Raw genomic sequence first — 17,028 nt, forward strand, 5'->3', positions numbered from 1 at the left:
GCCATGGGTAAGCCCGGTGCTTTTCTTGATATCGATCGCGTGACCCACGAGCTGCGCCCCGTGGAGGAGCGCAGCCGCGATTTCGATCCGCTGTATGTGGAGCTCGACGACGATGCGCGCCGCGCCCAGGCGAGCCGCTGCATGATGTGCGGGGTGGCGTTTTGCCAGATGGGCGCGAGCTTTGGCAAGGCGCGTCCGAGTGGCTGTCCGCTGCACAACCTGATTCCCGAGTGGAACGAGCTGGTGTATCGCGGTCGCTGGGACGAGGCGGCCGAGCGCCTGTCGCTCACCTCGCCCATGCCCGAGTTTACGAGCCGCGTGTGCCCGGCACTGTGCGAGGCTGCGTGCAACCTGGGTTCGGTCGACGGCCAGCCCACAACGATTCACGATAACGAGCGCGCGATCAGCGACCACGAATGGGCAAACGGCGGCCCGCGTCGCTTTGAGCCGGCAGGGGAGGACGCGCCCTCGGTCGCCGTGGTGGGCTCCGGCCCGGCTGGCCTGGTGGCTGCATGGGAACTTGCGCGTCGCGGTGCCCGCGTGACGGTGTTTGAGCGCGACGACCGCCCAGGCGGTCTGCTCATGTACGGCATTCCCAACATGAAGCTCGAGAAGTCCGTGGTCGAGCGCCGCGTGGCGCTCATGCGCGAGCTGGGCATTGTCTTTGAGCTGGGTACTGACGTTACGAACCCTGCGGTGGCGGCCAAGCTCAATGGTTTTGACGCCGTTGTGGTGGCTGCCGGTGCTCGTACGCCCCGCGGTCTTTTGGCTACGAATGTGGATGCCCCGGGCGTGGTGTATGCCGTGGACTACCTGACGGCTTCGACCGTGTCGGTACTCGATGGCGGTGAGCCCGCGGTGAACGCGCGCGGCCTGGACGTTGTGGTCATTGGCGGCGGCGATACCGGCAACGACTGCGTGGGTACCGCGGTGCGCCAGGGCGCACGCAGTGTGCGTCAGTTTGAGTTCTTGCCGGCCGCACCCGATAAGCGTGCGGCGAGCAATTCCTGGCCGCAGTGGCCCAACGTTAAGAAGACCGACTACGGTCAGCAGGAGGCTATCGCTGCCATGGGCGGCGAGATGCGTGCTTGGGGCGTGGATACGCTCGAGGTATTGCTGGACAAGAAGGGCGCTGCCGCGGGCCTGCGCGTGGTCGATCTGGACTGGTCGGCCGGCAAGCCCGAGCGCATTGCGGGCTCCGAGCACGAGGTGCCGGCCCAGCTGGTGCTGATCGCCTGTGGCTTTACGGGTCCGGAGCACGGCGTGTTCGACGCTGTTGACGTGCCTATTGCCACGGCGGGCCGTCCGTTGCCCGTGATGGCCTCCGAGGACTCGCATCTTGCGGCTCGCGTGGATGGCGTTGCCGCGGATGCCGCGCCGGTGTATGTGGCCGGCGATGCCCGCAACGGCAGCTCGCTCGTGGTGAGTGCCATGGCCGATGCCCTCGCCTGCGCAGCCGAGGTCGCCGAGGCGCTGGGGTTGTAAGACAATCACGGAGTTACTCAACAATCGAATCGGCAAGGGCTGTCCCCAACGGCCGGCATATAAGGAACGTCCCCAAGTGCCGGCAGCTGGGGACGTTCCTTACGTGCCGGCATCCGGGGACACTCCTTGCGGGTTTGCGAGCGTTTTGCTCGTTTGCCGACGTTTGGCTGCCTACCCGTTGGCGTTTGCGCTCGTTGCGCTCTGCTGTTTATGTGGCGGCTTTAGTTGTTTGCGGACAGCGGCGCGGGTGATTCGTCTAGTTCTACCCGCGATTTTGTGGCAATTTGCATAATCTGCAAGTATCCCGTCAAGTGCTTGGTCAGCATCTGGTTTGCAGCCCGATGCCCATTTCGCCCGTGATGGCGGCGACCACCCGCCCTCCTCGTAAGCTCAAATTGAGGTTTATCAGTTTGAGGAGGATGCCATGGCTGATCATGTTTTGGACCGGGGACGTCTGGCCGAGGCCGTCGGTGACGATATCGCCGGCATGGCCCAGTTTTGGATGCTGCGCAAGTTTCAGTTTTTGGAGTCGGCGCGTACACAGTTCGAAGTGATAGTCGATCCATGGCTCAGCTATTGCGAGGAGCCCTCGCAAAATGAAATCATGGCCTATAACATGGCATTTACCGATTGGCTGCTGTTCGAGCGTCCCTATTACCATGGCAAGACGCTGCTTGAGCTGTATGTTGACGAGCCGCCGGCATCGCTTTCGCCCGTCTCGCTCAGACGGCTCGAGCAGGTGCGCGGCACGCACTATTTCTCTCGCTTTGGCATTTTGGATAAGGATCCCGCGACCGGTATGGTCGCGCTGCGTGACACGCGTACCGACCGTCGCTTTGACGTCTACGATCCGCATATCGTGCAAAAGGAACACTGGCGCGATGGCGCGATTGCGGTGCGCCTCGCGTGCGTCGACGACGTCTGGCTGACGGCGGGGCAGCTCTACCTCTACGACATTGCGCGCCTGAGCGATACGGCGGTCGACGGGCCTGGCGCCGTGCATCCTGAGGACCTAGAAGATGGCTTCGATACCTCGTGTATCAGCTTCTTCTTACGGCTGGTTCGCGACATCATGGGCGCCCAGGGGCGCTACGTAAAGTCACTCAACATCTACAAACAGGAATGGGAGTAGGGGATGGGCATCTGCCGCCGCCGCCCGTCTATTTGTCTCGGTCTGTAACGTCTAGGGACAAAAAATCGGTCTACCTGTTACAGATCGAGACGAATGTTTGGGCGCCGCTGGTTTGTCTAAATCTGTAACGTTTAGGGGTCTGGAGAACGCCTAACTGTTACAGATTGAGACGTTTGGCACCTAGCTGGGGAAATGTCTCAACCTGTAACATCTACAGGCCAAAATTCGACCTAACTGTTACAGATCGAGACAAAGGTTGGCCGCGGTGCCGAACAATCTAAATCTGTAACAACTAGAGGCTCAAAGACTGTCTTCCTGTTACAGATCAAGACATTTGTCAGCGGAGGCAACGGTGACGATGGTCCATTTGTCTGACGTGGTGGTGATGAAAGTGTCTAATACCGTTTTCAAACACAAACATGCAGTACGTAGCACCTTGGCGCGGAATAGGATGCTTGCCAGGCTCACGGAGGCGGCTGAACAAGGCGTGCTGCTTGCGACGCACGACAATGCCGAGCTCATGTGGCTGCGGCGCCATGTGGGCACAGACGATATTGCGGAGCCCGAATCGCACCTATTCTGTTTTCAGCATGAATGGGATGCGTTGACGCCGCCGGAGCGGGCTCGGCGGACCATCAAGGGGCTTGCGGAGTTTCATCCCGATTGGGCGTTTTGGGGGTATGACGCCGCGCTGATATGGGGTCTGGAGGTGCCGAATGATCTGCTCGGGCCGCGTTACTTGGTCAAGACGGGTTGTTCGGTGGCGTTGAGTACGGGATATAGGCTGCTGCGTCCGCAGGCGTCGGGTGCGCTTGAGCGCGTCGACGGCGTGCGAGTGACACCGTTTTGGCGCACGGTGGAGGATTGTCTGCTGCGTGCGCCGTTTTCATATGGTCTGGCGATTGCCGATTCTGCGCTGCGGGCGAAGGGCATATCGCGCGACGACCTCTGCGAACGGCTCCAGGCCGATTGCGAGGGCAGACGCGGGTATCGCAGAGCTCAGGTGATTGCGTCGCATGCGGACGGGCTGTCCGAAAACGGTGGCGAGTCTCGGTTCCGAGCGTTCTTTATTGCATACGGTTTTCCGGTGCCAGAGTTGCAGGTGGAGTTTCGCGATCCGCTCGATTCGAGCCAGGTGTTTCGGGTCGATTATTTCTGGAGGCTCGAGGACGGGACGTGCGTGATTGGCGAGCTCGACGGAAGAGGAAAGTATACCCTGCAGGATGGTGGGGATCGGGAGTCGGTCGACCCGTTCGTAGCAGAGCGTCAGCGGGAATCTCATCTGACAATGCTCGGGCACAAGGTGCTGAGGTTCACGTTTGATGAGCTCAAGAACCCGGGGAAGCTGGCTGAAAAGATAAGGCTTGCGGGTATTTCGCAGCGGGCCAATTTGGCTGAGGGATGGAAGCGTCAGTGGTATGGGCGCTGAGGGGTACGACCAACGCGGATGTGGTTGTTCCTGTCGAGTTTGTCTCGATCTGTAACAACAAGGGGCCGTTTGGCCTCGTAACTGTTACAGATTGAGACAGAAGGTTGGCTGCCGCTAAAAGATCTAAATCTGTAACATCTAGAGGCCGAAAACCCGTCTACATGTTACAGATTTAGATGTTTGACGACAGGGCTGGAGAATATCTCGATCTGTAACATCTAACGGCCAAAATTCGACCCAACTGTTACAGATTGAGACAAAGGCTGGACGCGGTGCCGAAAGATCTCGATCTGTAACATCTGGCTGCTAAAACCTGGTCTACCTGTTACAAATCAAGACGTTTTGCTGGAACGGCCGGAGCATTGCCGTGCTGTCTCCGTTTGCCCTCACAGCTCTCTCGTCCCTCCGTTAACCGATATATTCGACTTTAGTTTGCTGCATTAGGTGATAATGGACAAATGTTCAAGTTAATCGTGAGGGAGGAGCTCGATATGGCGTCTGCCGATCGTTCCACGTTGTTTATCAATGCGACCGTCCTGGATGGTTCGGAGCATATGGAGCCGCAGCCCGACATGGCCGTGGCCGTTGAGCGCGGTGTCATCACGTGGATGGGGCCGAGTGCTGTTGCGCAGGCGCCTGCAGGTGCCGAGGTCCTCGACCTGGCCGGGGCGTATCTCATGCCGGGCCTCATCAATATGCATGTGCATCTGTGCGGCTCGGGCAAGCCGGTTTCGGCGGGCGATGCGGGCGCGCTGATGAAGAAGCTCGATAATCCCGTGGGGCGCGCCATTGTCCGCCGCATCCTTAAGGGCAGCGCCCAACAGCAGCTGGCAAGTGGCGTGACCACGGTGCGCGGCGCGGGCGACCCGCTGTTTGCCGATCTGGCCGTGCGCGATGCCATCGATGCCGGCAAATATCAGGGTCCGCGTTTGGTGGCGCCGGGAACGGGCGTCACGGTGCCGGGTGGCCACGGCGCGGGCTTGTTCGCCCAGGTGGCCAACAGTCCCTCCGAGGCGGCCGAACAGGTGCGCGACCTGTATGCGCGCGGTGCCGACGTCATTAAACTGTTCGTAACGGGCGGTGTGTTCGATGCGACCGAGGTGGGCGAGCCGGGCGTGCTGCGTATGCCGGTGGAGGTTGCCGCGGCGGCGTGCAAGGCGGCGCACGATATGGGCCTTCCGGTTATGGCTCATGTCGAGAGCACCGAGGGCGTGAAGGCCGCGCTCGAGGCCGGCGTCGATACGATCGAGCACGGCGCTCCGTTGACGCCCGAGATCCTGGAGCTGTACCGCGGCGCCGCGGGAACTCAGCTCGAGGGGCGTGCGCCGAGTGTGACCTGCACGATCAGCCCCGCACTGCCGTTTGTGCTGCTCGATCCGGAAAAGACTCATTCGACCGAAACGCAAAAGAAGAACGGCGATATCGTGTGCTCGGGCATTATCGAGAGCGCTCGTGCGGCGCTGGAAGCCGGTATCAAGGTAGGTTTGGGTACGGATTCGAGCTGCCCGTTCGTGACCCAGTACGACATGTGGCGCGAGGTGGCCTATTTTGCCAAGTACGTGGGCGTGAGCAATGCGTTTGCGCTGCATACGGCTACGCAGGTCAATGCTGAGCTGCTGGGGCTGGGCGGCGAGACCGGTGCGATCGAGTGCGGCAAGGCTGCCGATATCCTGGTGACGCGCGAGAACCCGCTCGATGACCTGTGCGCTCTGCGCGAGCCGATGCACGTGATGTGTCGTGGCGATCTGGTGCGCAAACTCAAGGTGAAGCGTATTCCCGAGGTGGACGCCGAGCTCGACACGATTATGGCCATGCCAGCCGAGGCGCTTGCCGAGGAGCTTGCCCGCGACGGCGTGGCGTAGGTGTGACGGGGGCGGGCCCTTTGTCGCATTTAAAAAAGCCGAGGTCCCAGTGCGAGACCTCGGCTTTTATTTTGTCCTGCGGTATGGCGGCTACGAGCGCGTCTCCATCTTGGCGTGGCACTTGGGGCAGGTGACGCGGATTTTGCCTTTGCCCTTGGGGACGGAGAGCATCTGGCCGCAGTTGGGGCACTTGAGGTATGCCGTGGTCTTGCGACCTTTCCACATCTTCTTGGCCGTGCGCTTGGCGCGCTCAAAGTCTTCCTTACTGGTGCCGGCCGCGCGTGAGGTGCTGGCCGCTGCAGCGCCGCCACCCAAGCTGGCGACAAACTTGTCCAAGCCGGGGACCTTAGCCGAGCCGGCGACAAAGGCCTCGTTCTCCTTGCGACGTGCGTCGATGTTTTTGGACAGGCCGCGCAGCACGCCGATCACGATGACGGCGATGGCGATCCAACTGAGCCACTGGATGCGGGCCATCGATCCGATCATCGCGATGACGATGCCCGCAAAACCCATCACGATGGTGAGCTCGTCGGCGCCATTGCGGCCCTTCATAAAGTCATTCATGCAAATTGCCTTTCATTCGATATGCCGCACGCCTTTATACCCGATTTAGAGCAAGGGGGACAGGTTAATCTGCACCAATGTGGTGCAAACATACCCGTCCTCGGAACATCAAGACGGTGCAAAGTGGTCTGTCCCCAATGCGCCGATTACTTAGAGAGCTTGTCGACGACGCGTTCGATCTCGGCGAGCTTCGCGGCTTTGAGGTCTTCGTCGCCCGATTCGATTGCCGAAGTCACGCAGCCCTCGATATGCGCCTTGAGCACGTCGGCGTTAATGCGCGCGAGGAGTGCCTGTGTGGCCATGAGCTGCGTGGAAATATCGACGCAGTAGCGGTCCTCCTCGACCATCCGCAGGATGCCGTCGATCTGGCCGCGCGCCGTCCTGAGCATACGGTTCACCGATTTGTGGTCTGCCATCATGGCGGGTCCTCGTTTCTGGTCGATGGGGTCGAATGCTTCTGGTAGCTGCTAGGCTGCGGTCACGGACAGGGCGTGGAACTTCTCGCCGGCGCTCTCGACGGCGGCAGCGAGCTGCTCGGCGGCCACGGTGTCGGCGCACTCCACCTGTACCGTCTGAGTCTCGTGATCGGCATCGGCGTCGGTCACGCCGGCAACGTTGAGCAGTGCCGTCTCGACAGTAGCGTCGCAGTGGCCACACATAAGGCCGGAAGTCTTAATTGTGTAACGCATGGGTATTCCTCTCTGTTATGTTGGCTTTCCCAGGCACCCGACCTTGACCTTCAAGCCGTCGCTCGCGTACCAAAGTACGCGTCGCTCCTCTTTCAGGTCAATCTCGTGCACCTGGAAAACCCGTTCTAAATGGACGTAATGGTGAGCCTATTTTGCCACTTTAGGCTTAAAGGATTTCAGGCGCAGAGCATTGGACACGACGCACACGCTCGACAGGCTCATCGCCGCGGCGCCAAACATCGGCGAGAGCTGCCAGCCGGTGAGGGGGAAGAACGCGCCCGCAGCGAGCGGAATGCCGATGCCGTTGTAGAACAGCGCCCAGAACAGGTCTTGCTTGATGTTGCGAATCGTGGCGCGCGAAAGCTCGATAGCGCGGGCGACGTCCATGAGGTCGCTACGCATGAGTACCACATCTGCCCCTTCCTTGGCGATGTCGGCGCCGGTGCCGATAGCAAGGCCCACGTCGGAGCGCGCCAGGGCGGGGGAGTCGTTGATGCCGTCGCCCACCATGGCGACCTTGCCGCCCGCATCCTGCAGTTCGCGCACGTGGCGTTCCTTGTCGGCGGGAAGCACGTCGGCGATGACCTGCTTGCTGCTCAGTCCTACGCGGCGGGCGATTGCTTCGGCAGTGACGCGGTTGTCGCCGGTGAGCATATGCACGTCGACGCCGAGCGAACGCATTACAGCGATGGCCTCGGCGCTCGTCTCCTTGACCTCGTCAGCCACGGCAATGGTGCCGACAAGCTCGCCGTTCTTGGCAAAGAACAACGGTGTCTTGCCCTCGGCGGCGAATCGCTCCGCAAGTCCTGAGGGCACCTCCGCGCCCAGCTCGTTCATCAGACGCACGTTGCCGGCTGCGATGGTATTCTGCCCCTCGCGCGCCGTAACGCCTCGTCCAGGCACGGCGGCAAAGTCCTCGACCATGCGCGCCACGATTCCGCGCGCCTCGCACTCGGTCATAATCGCCTCGGCCAGCGGATGCTCGCTCGAGCGCTCCAGCGCGGCAGCGAGCTTCAGTAACGCCTTTTCACTCATGGCGGGCGAGCCATCGGCGCGCGTGGCTACCACGATATCGGTCACGGCGGGTTTGCCGCGGGTGACCGTACCCGTCTTATCGAGCACCACGGTACCCACGCCGCGCAGGTTCTCCAGCGCCTCGGCGCTCTTAAACAGAATGCCCATCTCGGCGCCCTTGCCGGTGCCTACCATAATGGCGACGGGCGTGGCTAGGCCGAGCGCGCAGGGACAACTGATCACCAGCACGGCCACGGCGGAGGTGAGCGCCTCGTTTATGCTGCCGGTCAGTGCCATCCACACCGCAAAGGTCACGGCCGAGATCACGAACACCACGGGCACGAACACGCCGGCGACCTTGTCGGCCATGCGGGCGATGGGCGCCTTGGTGGCGTTGGCGTCCTCGACGAGCTGGATAATCTTGGCGAGTGATGTCTCGGCACCAACCCGCGTGGCGCGGAAGGTAAACGAGCCGGTGCGGTTGACGGTGGCGGCGTTGACGGTGTCGCCGGCGGCCTTTTCCACGGGGATTGACTCGCCGGTGAGCGCACTCTCGTCCACGGCCGAGCTACCCTCGAGCACCACGCCGTCGACGGGGATTGACTCGCCGGGGTGCACGCGCAGGACCTGGCCGGGAAGGATGCTATCGACGTCGACGGTGGTTTCGCTGCCGTCGTTGGCAACGACGGTCGCGGTTTTAGGCGCCAGATCGATGAGCGCCTCGATGGCGCCGCCGGTTTTGGACTTACTGCGCGTCTCGAGGTATTTGCCCACGGTGACGAGCGACAGGATCGTGCCCGCGCTCTCAAAATACAGATTGTCCATGCCTGTCATCATGGCCTCGTGCACCTGCCCCGTGGCCAGCTGGTCGGCCATGATGAACATGGCATAGAGCGACCAGGCAATGGAAGCGGTGGCGCCCACGGCAATAAGGGCATCCATGGTGGGCGCGCCGTGCGCGAGCGATTTAAACCCGTTGATAAAGTATGCGTCGTTGACGTAGACGATGGGGATGAGCAGAACGAGCTCGGTGAGGGCGAGCGTCATGCTGTGGATATGGTCGGTGAAAATGCCGGGCAGCGGCCAGCCGAGCATGTGTCCCATGCCTATGTAGAACAGTGGGATGAGGAAGACGATCGAGACGATGAGGCGGGTGCGCATGGCAGAGGCGGCGGCCTCCAGCTTTTTAGTGGGCGACTCCATATGGGCGGCGCCAGACCTGGCTTGTGCGCTGCCGTTTGAGCCGGCGGCACCGGTGCCCGTGCTGACGGGTGAGGCCGAGTAGCCCGCGCGGTCGACGGCGGTGCAGATATCGTCGGGGGAGACCTTCGCGGGGTCGTAGTCGACCATCATGGAACCGGCGAGTAGGTTGACTGCGACGCTTTGGACGCCGTCGAGCTTGCTCACGGCACGGTCCACGTGTGCCTGGCAGGCGGCGCATGTCATGCCGCCTACGTCGAACTTATCTTGAGCCATGGCCTCTCCTTTCTGTAGTTTGGTTTGGTGTTGGAATTGTTAACATGCCGATACTATACACCCATACCCCCTGGGGGTGTATGGCAAAAGTTGAAATGTATGACATTCCGATACGGGTGTCGACTGCCAAGTTAGCGCACCATCCTCGCCCTTCGTCTCAATCTGTAACATCTAGTTCCATTTTTGCCGAGTTACTGTTACAGATTGAGACAAACAATTCGGCGGTTGCTTAACATCTCGATCTGTAACATCTGGCAGGGAAAATGACCTCTATCTGTTACAGATCGAGATGTTGTTTTACGAGGTTTTGGTTTGTCTCGATTCGTAACGTGTAGACCTGGTTTTGCCTCGTAACTGTTACAGATTGAGACAATTGGCCCAGACTCGCCCCGTCCGCCCCGTCATCTGTGGTTTACGTGGGGGCATACGGAGTACGGGTATACTAACCGGCGGCGAATCTGCTCCATCGCTTAGAGCTGCTGCGTCTGGACGGCGCGTGATAGGGCTGCCAAAGCGATCGCCAGCGTGCTGAGCAACGTCCTCTCTGTGCGCACCCGTTTTTGTATGTACTAGCGCACTACCAAGCACGCCCGCGCGGCCGCATGCCGTGCCCCTTGCGCGTGCAGATAAGGAACAACAACATATGCGTAATTCTGTATCCGACGTCACCGACGCCGAGATCCTGGACGAGACCCGCGAGGCCATGGCCCAGGCTGCCTTCGATGCGGCCGACGAGGCCAGCGCCGCCGAGACCGTCGAGTCCGCTACCGAGAACCTGCCCGCCTTTGATGAGCTGGGTCTTTCGGACGAGATACTTCGTGCCATCGAGAACCTGGGTTACACGGCGCCGACGCCCGTGCAGGCCGGCTCGATCCCCGTGGTGCTCGAGGGCCGCGACCTGCTTGCCGCCGCTCAGACCGGCACCGGCAAGACGGCCGCCTTTTTGCTGCCGACCATGAACAATCTGGAGCACATCGCTCCTCCCAAACCTGTGCGCGAGCGCGGCGGCCGTAACCGTCGTCGCGGTGCTAAAAAGCCCGAGGGCAACGGCCGCGGCCCCGTGATGCTCGTCATCACCCCTACGCGCGAGCTCGCCCAGCAAATCGACGAGGTCGCGAGCAAGATCGCCGACGTCACCGGCCATGTTGCCGTGACCGTCGTGGGCGGCGTGAGCTACAAGCCGCAGACCGCTGCTCTCAAGTACGGCTGCGATATCCTGGTCGCAACGCCGGGCCGTCTGGTCGATCTGATCGAACAGGGTGCCTGCCACCTGGACGAGGTCAAGGTGCTGGTGCTCGACGAAGCCGATCGCATGCTCGACATGGGCTTTTTGCCCGCCGTTCGCCGTATTGTGCGCGAGACGCCGGCCGAGCGCCAGACGCTGCTGTTCTCGGCGACCCTCGACGAGGAGGCCGTGGGCGAGATCACCGATCTGGTGAGCGACCCGGCCCGCGTGGAGATCGCGCCCGCCACGTCGACCGCCGACACCGTCGACCAGTTTGTGTTCCCGGTGTCCATCGAGGCCAAGAACAACCTGCTGCCCGAGTTCCTCAAAAAGGAAGGCCCGGAGCGCACCATCGTCTTTATGCGCACCAAGCACCGTGCCGACAGCTGCTGCCGTCGTCTGGAGCGCAAGGGCATCAAGGCTGCCGCGATTCATGGCAACCGCAGCCAGGCCCAGCGCGAGCGCGCGCTTTCGGCCTTCCGCGACGGTACCGTCGACGTGCTGGTGGCAACCGACGTGCTCGCCCGCGGCATCGACATCAGCGACGTGCGCTACGTCGTGAACTTTGACGTGCCGGCCGAGCCGACCGACTACATCCACCGTATTGGCCGTACGGGCCGCGCCGGCGAGCTGGGCTGGGCCATCACGTTTGTGACCGAGCAGGACGTGGATGAGTTCTACGAGATCGAGAAGCTCATGGACAAGACTGCCGACATCTACGAGGCCGGCGACTTGCACGTGGGCCCCAATCCGCCCGCGGTTGATCCCGAGCGCGACCCTGCGGCCTTTAAGGTGAAGAAGAAGACCAAGCGCGGTAAGTCCAAGAGCAAGAAGAAGCTTGAGCAGGCGCGTCGCGACGGCAAGCGCAACGGCGACGATTACGGCGATGTGGCCGGTCGTTCCAACCGCGGTCGCGATGAGCGTCGTGGCGACAGCGAGCGCCCGAGCCGTCCCAAGCGCGGCGGCAAGACCCGCGTGCGCGAGGGCATTCAGGCTCGCGTGGACGAGGCCGTGGAGAGCGTGGCCCGCGAGGTGGCTGCCGAGGAGCGTGCAGGTGCTGGTGCCGTCGAGCCGGCCCCGCGCGGCAACCGTGCCGAGCGCCGTGCCAAGCAGTTCCAGGGCGAGGCGCACCGCCGTCGTCGTGAGGACGAGGACCGCGGCGGTCGACGCCGTGTTGAGCGCGAGGACGAGGGCCGTGGCTCGCGCGGCGGCAAGCGCGGCGCGGGCGACCGTCGTCGTTCCGGTCGCGATGACGAGCGCGGTGGCCGCGGCGGCGAGTCCCGTGGCGGCAAGCGCTTTGAAGAGCGCGGCGGCCGCGGCGGTGAGCGTCGCGAGGATGCTCGCGGCAATGGCGGCCGCAGTGGCGCCGGCCGTTCTGGCGAGTCGCGCGATCGTCGCGATCCGCGTGCCAGTCGAGATCGTCGCGATGACTGGCGCAACTACGACGATACCCGCGAAGAGCGTCGCGGCGGCCACCGTGGCGGTCGCGGCGGCAACCAGGCCGGCTCCCGTGGTGGCCGTGCCGGCGGTCGCGATAACCGTGGCAGCTATGGTAACAATCGTGGCGGCAAGCGCGGCGGCAGCTCCCGTCGCCCCGGTGACGGCGGCGGCAAGCGCAAGTAACATACGCGTCGCGCGGTAAGGCGACACGAGTTTGGGCCTCGAGCAGACTATGCTCGGGGCCCTTTTAGTGGGCTCAGTATTAGTTGGGGCGAGTCTTCTTCGTGGAAACGCGCGGAGACGGTCGCGGCAAGAGATACGGGCTATCGATCTAGTTGGAGATTCGCGTACGCGGGGGCCGACATCGACGCAGGGCATGAGGTTTTCTGCTGACGCGCGGCGGCTGCGGTGCCCGGGCGGACACGCCGGGGATTTCGCCCGCTGCCTGGCGCCCTTGCCGCCATCCGGCTTTCGCGCTCGCATTCTTTTGGATGCGGGCGTGTTTTTCGTGGCGCGCACGGGTCCCCCGGGGCGCGCCGTGCATTTTTGGGAGTTTTCAGCAAGCCGGGGTGACTGCATACGCGCCGGAAGCGTCTATTTGAGCCAGCGGGATCCTTCGGCAGGCGATTTGGGTTGGCTGACGGCGTCCGGCGCGGCGATAACGCGCGTTTCGCGTCGCACCGTGCTCCAAAACGACACCAATCGCGCGGCGTCCACGATTTTCGGCACCGCCTGCGGGGGCCACGATGCTGAAAACTCCGGTTTTTGCACGGTACAAGCGGGGGTACGTTGGGACGAGAAGGGGTGCCCCCGTCTTTTTATGCATGGCATAAGCGAAATTATGCAAGACAATAGGGCGCCATGCGTCGGATACCCAGCCTGGGCGCGCCATACGCCGACGCTTAGGCCCTCGATATCTCGGACATCATCACGCTCTAAATACTAACCCAGCAACAAAATAATCCGTCTTTTCTCCGTCCCCATGGGGCCGGGTGTGGTATTCTATCTGCTGGGTATAACTTAGGAATACCAAGTAATACCAACGCCGCAGAAACAAACTCCAGATGCGGGCCAATCGGGTTGCCTTCACAGCCCGTCGCCCAGCCGCGTGGCCCGCATCTATCCGCACTACCGTTGTTTCAAAAAGGAAGCGCCATGGCAGAACACATGACCCCGGTTGTCGCGAAGGTCTTGCCCGAGGAAAAGGCGGCCTTCGCGGCGGCAACCCAGCTCGTGGGTACCACGCCGTCCAACGCCATCCGCATGTTTATCGCCGCGTTCAATCGCTGCGGCACCTTCCCGTTCGACATCTCGCCCAACGGGGCCTTTGGCACTGCACCCGATTCTCATCAACAATGACTGTCCCAAACTGCCGGTACTTGGGGACGTTACTTGTCTGCCGGCAGTTAGGGTAGTCGTTGGGGACGTTCTTAAATGACTACCTGTCGGGAGGAGGTTGGCATGCTCAATGCGATGATTTGGGCGCTTGCCTGTTTTGGCGTCGTCGCTGTCGATATTGCCCTGAGCGTCGTTTTGTTCTCCGCCCTTGGCGTCGCATCGGTGTTCATGGGTTTTTCGATCGATGACCTCGACATTCAATTGCTTCAGGCCGCCGCTCAGACGGCGTCGTTTTTGATGGCGCTGCTGTGGTGGCGTTATCTGTGGCCGCGCTCGTTTATGGCGCGTTCGCAAAGCGAGCATCCGCTCGGCGGGGGAGCGCGTGGGGCGTGGAAACGCATCGCCTGCGTTATCGTGATCGGTCTTGCCCTGCAGGTGGTCGTTAGCTACGTGACCGACGCCGTGCTGTCGCTGTTGCCCGATGCCGCGGCCGACTACAGCGAGCTTGTCGAGGAAACGGGCATGGGCGACACCAGTCCTCTTGCCGTCCTGACCACGGTGCTCGGCGCGCCGTTTTGCGAAGAGCTCCTGGTGCGCGGTGTTATCTTTGAGTTTTCGCTGCGTGCGTTTAATCCCCAGTGCCGTCCGCTCTGGAAGCGCCGGCGTCGTGCGAGTGCGCAAGACGGCGCCATAGTGCCCTGGGCGGCCCCAAGCACGTGGGGTGTCGCCGCGGCGATTGTGCTGCAGGCGGCAATCTTCGGTTTTATGCACATGAATTGGGTGCAGGGTTGCTACGCGGGTGCCGCCGCCCTCATCTTTGGTTGGGTGCTCGTGACGACCGGAAAGCTCCGCTACACGATCCTGCTGCACTTTGCCTTTAATGCCGGGTCGTATCTCATGGGCCTGCTCTGGTTTGTGAACACGCCGCTCGACGTGGCAATTACGGTCGCCATCGCCGGCGTCATCCTCGTTGAGGCAATGCGCTCGCTGCGCCACGCGTGTGGGATGGACGCAGCGAGCGCATTGCTGCCTTAGTTGCGGCGACCGCCTCCGTTGGCACCCTGACGCCCCTGAGCTGCGCGGTTGCGTCCGGCGGTGTTCTGCGCGCGCGACATGCCGCCGTGGCCCTTGCCGCCCTTGGGCCCCTTGGCTCCAGCGCCGCCAGTGCCACCGTGGCCCTTGCCGCCCTTCTTGCCGGTACCATGTCCGCCGCCGGCAGATGTCTCGCCCGGGCGTGGCGGCACGGGGCGGATCAGGCAATGCTTGGTGTAGCCGATCAAATCGCGACGCCCAGCTTTCTCTAGCGCCTCGCGCACGAGCTTGTAGTTCTCGGGCTTGCGATACTGGATGAGCGCGCGTTGCATGGCCTTCTCGTGCGGGTCGCGCGCCACATAGATCGGCTCCATGGTGCGCGGGTCCACGCCGGTGTAGTACATGCACGTCGACATGGTGGACGGCGTGGGGTAGAAGTCCTGCACCTGCTCGGGCATGTAGCCCATGTCTCGCACGGCCTCGGCAAGGTCCACGGCTTCCTTCATCGTCGATCCGGGGTGGCTCGAGATCAGATACGGCACCACGTACTGCTTGAGTCCATATTCGCGGTTCAGACGTTCAAATTTACGGCAGAATGCGTCGTAGACGGCTCGGCTCGGTTTGCCCATCACGGAAAGCACCGCGTCGCTCACGTGCTCGGGTGCTACGCGTAGCTGGCCCGAGACGTGGTGCTCCAGCAGCTCGCGCAAAAACTCGTCCGAGGCATCGGCCATGGTGTAGTCGAAGCGGATGCCGCTGCGGACAAAGACCTTCTTGACGCCCGGCAGCTGGCGCAGGTCGCGCAGCAGCTGGGTGTAGCCGCTCTCGTCGACCACCATGTTCTTGCACACGCTCGGCCACAGGCATCGCTTGTTCTTGCATACGCCGTGCTTGAGCTGCTTGTCGCAGGCGGGACGGCTAAAGTTGGCCGTCGGCCCGCCCACGTCGTTGATATAGCCCTTAAACTCGGGATCGCGCGTGAGCAGCTCGGCCTCGCGCATGATCGAGTCGTGGCTGCGCATCTGCAGCACGCGACCCTGGTGGAAGGTGAGCGCGCAAAACGAGCACTCGCCAAAACAGCCGCGGTTGGAGCTGATCGAAAACTTGATCTCGGCAAAGGCCGGCACGCCGCCCGCTGCGTCGTAATCGGGATGCCAATCGCGTGCGTAGGGGAGTTCGGCCACCTCGTCCATCTCGTCGGTGGTGAGCGTCGCCGACGGCGGGTTCTGCACCACATAGACGCTGTTGGGGTAGGGCTCTACCAGGCGATGTCCGGTGATGGGGTCCATATTCTGCTGCTGCACGTTAAAGCTGCGCGCGTAGTTGAGCTTGTCGGCGGTAAGGTCGTCCCAACTGGGCAGCAGGTCGTAGTCGTAGACCTCGTCGAGCGAACCCGTGCGGTAGACGGTGCCGTTGATATAGGTAATCTGATCGACGGGCAGTCCCGCGTCGAGCGCGTCGGCGATCTCGACAATCGCGTGCTCGCCCATGCCGTAGATGAGGATGTCGGCGCCCGAGTCGAGCAGTACCGAGCGCTTGAGCTTGTCCTGCCAGTAGTCGTAGTGGGCCAAGCGACGCAGGCTTGCCTCGATGCCGCCGATGATGATGGGGGCGTCTTTGAATGTCTGGCGGATGAGGTTGCCGTAGACCGTGACGGCACGGTTGGGGCGGTGCCCCTCCTCGCCACCGGGGGTATAGGCGTCGGTGTGGCGGCGGTGCTTGGTCACCGAATAGTGGTTGACCATGGAGTCCATGTTGCCGGCGCTGACGAGAAAGCCCAAGCGCGGCTCGCCGAGCACGGTGATGCTGGCGGGGTCGGTCCAGTCGGGTTGGCAGATGATGCCCACCTTGTAGCCGTGCGCGTCGAGGACGCGGCTGATGATGGCCATGCCAAAGCTGGGATGGTCCACGTAGGCGTCGCCGCAGATGTAGACAAAGTCGCACTGGTCCCAGCCGCGCGCATCCATGTCGGCGCGGCTGACGGGGAGAAACTTATCGCGGCCCGGGCGCCAGGGGCGGACAGGCGCTGCCGGGGCATGCGCGGGGCGCGAGCCCTGGGCTTTGCTTCCACGCTTTTGCTGCTGGCCGCGTTGGGCATGCTTGCCGTGCTGGTTGTGCTGAGCGTCCTGGGGCTTTTTTGCCACGATTCCTCCCGGTGTTTGTATGCTGCACGTAATTGTAACCAGTCTTTTTGGGACGGGTCTAAAAAGACTGGTGGAGTACATGAGGTGTCGGGTGTCGATGCCGCGCCCGCCGTTTGTTTCCAGACGGTGTATCTGCGCGTTGGGGAGTCCGTCTCGCGGGCGCGCCATGTTGTCAATGGGTTACAGTATGAACGGCGG

12 protein-coding genes are annotated in these 17,028 nt (G+C 62.3%); 7 read left to right on the forward strand and 5 right to left on the reverse strand.

From position 1 onward, the window contains the following. The first annotated feature begins 3 nt into the window (after positions 1-3). The 4 genes from ACTQX9_RS03540 to ACTQX9_RS03555 all read left to right on the forward strand — a co-directional run bounded on the left by ACTQX9_RS03540 (position 4) and on the right by ACTQX9_RS03555 (position 5,908). Positions 4-1,485 (forward strand): glutamate synthase subunit beta, encoded by a 1,482-nt coding sequence (locus ACTQX9_RS03540; protein ID WP_427747713.1) that lies wholly within the window; start codon positions 4-6, stop codon positions 1,483-1,485. A gap of 424 nt (positions 1,486-1,909) precedes the next feature. Further along, positions 1,910-2,617: a hypothetical protein gene (locus ACTQX9_RS03545; protein WP_427747714.1), complete on the forward strand. Its 708-nt coding sequence runs from the start codon at positions 1,910-1,912 to the stop codon at positions 2,615-2,617. A 352-nt stretch (positions 2,618-2,969) separates the two neighbouring features. Continuing rightward, positions 2,970-4,046, forward strand: coding sequence for a hypothetical protein (locus ACTQX9_RS03550; protein ID WP_441540499.1), 1,077 nt, complete (start codon positions 2,970-2,972; stop codon positions 4,044-4,046). A gap of 491 nt (positions 4,047-4,537) precedes the next feature. Continuing rightward, complete coding sequence (locus tag ACTQX9_RS03555) at positions 4,538-5,908, forward strand: amidohydrolase family protein (protein ID WP_441540500.1); 1,371 nt, start codon at positions 4,538-4,540, stop codon at positions 5,906-5,908. 90 nt (positions 5,909-5,998) lie between these two features. On the opposite strand, the gene ACTQX9_RS03560 is transcribed toward ACTQX9_RS03555, so the two are convergent. The 4 genes from ACTQX9_RS03560 to ACTQX9_RS03575 form a co-directional block, all read right to left on the reverse strand. Continuing rightward, entirely contained in the window at positions 5,999-6,472 is a 474-nt protein-coding gene (locus ACTQX9_RS03560) for a hypothetical protein (protein WP_441540501.1), read from the reverse strand. Positions 6,473-6,618: 146 nt separating this feature from the next. After that, positions 6,619-6,891, reverse strand: coding sequence for a metal-sensing transcriptional repressor (locus tag ACTQX9_RS03565; protein WP_441540502.1), 273 nt, complete (start codon positions 6,889-6,891; stop codon positions 6,619-6,621). A 48-nt stretch (positions 6,892-6,939) separates the two neighbouring features. Then, on the reverse strand, positions 6,940-7,161 hold the full coding sequence (locus ACTQX9_RS03570; protein WP_154515953.1) for a heavy-metal-associated domain-containing protein: 222 nt from the start codon (positions 7,159-7,161) through the stop codon (positions 6,940-6,942). A gap of 147 nt (positions 7,162-7,308) precedes the next feature. Continuing rightward, positions 7,309-9,651: a heavy metal translocating P-type ATPase gene (locus tag ACTQX9_RS03575; RefSeq protein WP_441540503.1), complete on the reverse strand. Its 2,343-nt coding sequence runs from the start codon at positions 9,649-9,651 to the stop codon at positions 7,309-7,311. 643 nt (positions 9,652-10,294) lie between these two features. On the opposite strand from ACTQX9_RS03575, the gene ACTQX9_RS03580 reads away from it, so the two are divergent. From ACTQX9_RS03580 to ACTQX9_RS03590, 3 genes are all read left to right on the forward strand, one after another. Beyond that, positions 10,295-12,499 (forward strand): DEAD/DEAH box helicase, encoded by a 2,205-nt coding sequence (locus ACTQX9_RS03580; protein ID WP_441540504.1) that lies wholly within the window; start codon positions 10,295-10,297, stop codon positions 12,497-12,499. A 972-nt stretch (positions 12,500-13,471) separates the two neighbouring features. Further along, positions 13,472-13,675: a type II toxin-antitoxin system RelB/DinJ family antitoxin gene (locus tag ACTQX9_RS03585; RefSeq protein ID WP_117734431.1), complete on the forward strand. Its 204-nt coding sequence runs from the start codon at positions 13,472-13,474 to the stop codon at positions 13,673-13,675. Positions 13,676-13,777: 102 nt separating this feature from the next. Further along, on the forward strand, positions 13,778-14,689 hold the full coding sequence (locus ACTQX9_RS03590; protein WP_441540505.1) for a CPBP family glutamic-type intramembrane protease: 912 nt from the start codon (positions 13,778-13,780) through the stop codon (positions 14,687-14,689). On the opposite strand, the gene ACTQX9_RS03595 is transcribed toward ACTQX9_RS03590, so the two are convergent. Then, on the reverse strand, positions 14,686-16,830 hold the full coding sequence (locus ACTQX9_RS03595) for a YgiQ family radical SAM protein (protein ID WP_441540506.1): 2,145 nt from the start codon (positions 16,828-16,830) through the stop codon (positions 14,686-14,688). The two genes, ACTQX9_RS03590 and ACTQX9_RS03595, sit on opposite strands and share 4 nt — an antisense overlap. Positions 16,831-17,028: the final 198 nt, after the last annotated feature.

This window comes from Collinsella sp. LCP19S3_F2, assembly GCF_052121015.1.
Lineage (GTDB): Bacteria > Actinomycetota > Coriobacteriia > Coriobacteriales > Coriobacteriaceae > Collinsella.

Coding starts and splice junctions, on each gene's coding strand:
- ACTQX9_RS03540 (WP_427747713.1), top strand. CDS start 4: ATGGGTAAGCCCGGTGCTTTTCTTGATATCGATCGCGTGACCCACGAG.
- ACTQX9_RS03545 (WP_427747714.1), top strand. CDS start 1,910: ATGGCTGATCATGTTTTGGACCGGGGACGTCTGGCCGAGGCCGTCGGT.
- ACTQX9_RS03555 (WP_441540500.1), top strand. CDS start 4,538: ATGGCGTCTGCCGATCGTTCCACGTTGTTTATCAATGCGACCGTCCTG.
- ACTQX9_RS03560 (WP_441540501.1), bottom strand. CDS start 6,472: ATGAATGACTTTATGAAGGGCCGCAATGGCGCCGACGAGCTCACCATC.
- ACTQX9_RS03565 (WP_441540502.1), bottom strand. CDS start 6,891: ATGATGGCAGACCACAAATCGGTGAACCGTATGCTCAGGACGGCGCGC.
- ACTQX9_RS03570 (WP_154515953.1), bottom strand. CDS start 7,161: ATGCGTTACACAATTAAGACTTCCGGCCTTATGTGTGGCCACTGCGAC.
- ACTQX9_RS03575 (WP_441540503.1), bottom strand. CDS start 9,651: ATGGCTCAAGATAAGTTCGACGTAGGCGGCATGACATGCGCCGCCTGC.
- ACTQX9_RS03580 (WP_441540504.1), top strand. CDS start 10,295: ATGCGTAATTCTGTATCCGACGTCACCGACGCCGAGATCCTGGACGAG.
- ACTQX9_RS03585 (WP_117734431.1), top strand. CDS start 13,472: ATGGCAGAACACATGACCCCGGTTGTCGCGAAGGTCTTGCCCGAGGAA.
- ACTQX9_RS03590 (WP_441540505.1), top strand. CDS start 13,778: ATGCTCAATGCGATGATTTGGGCGCTTGCCTGTTTTGGCGTCGTCGCT.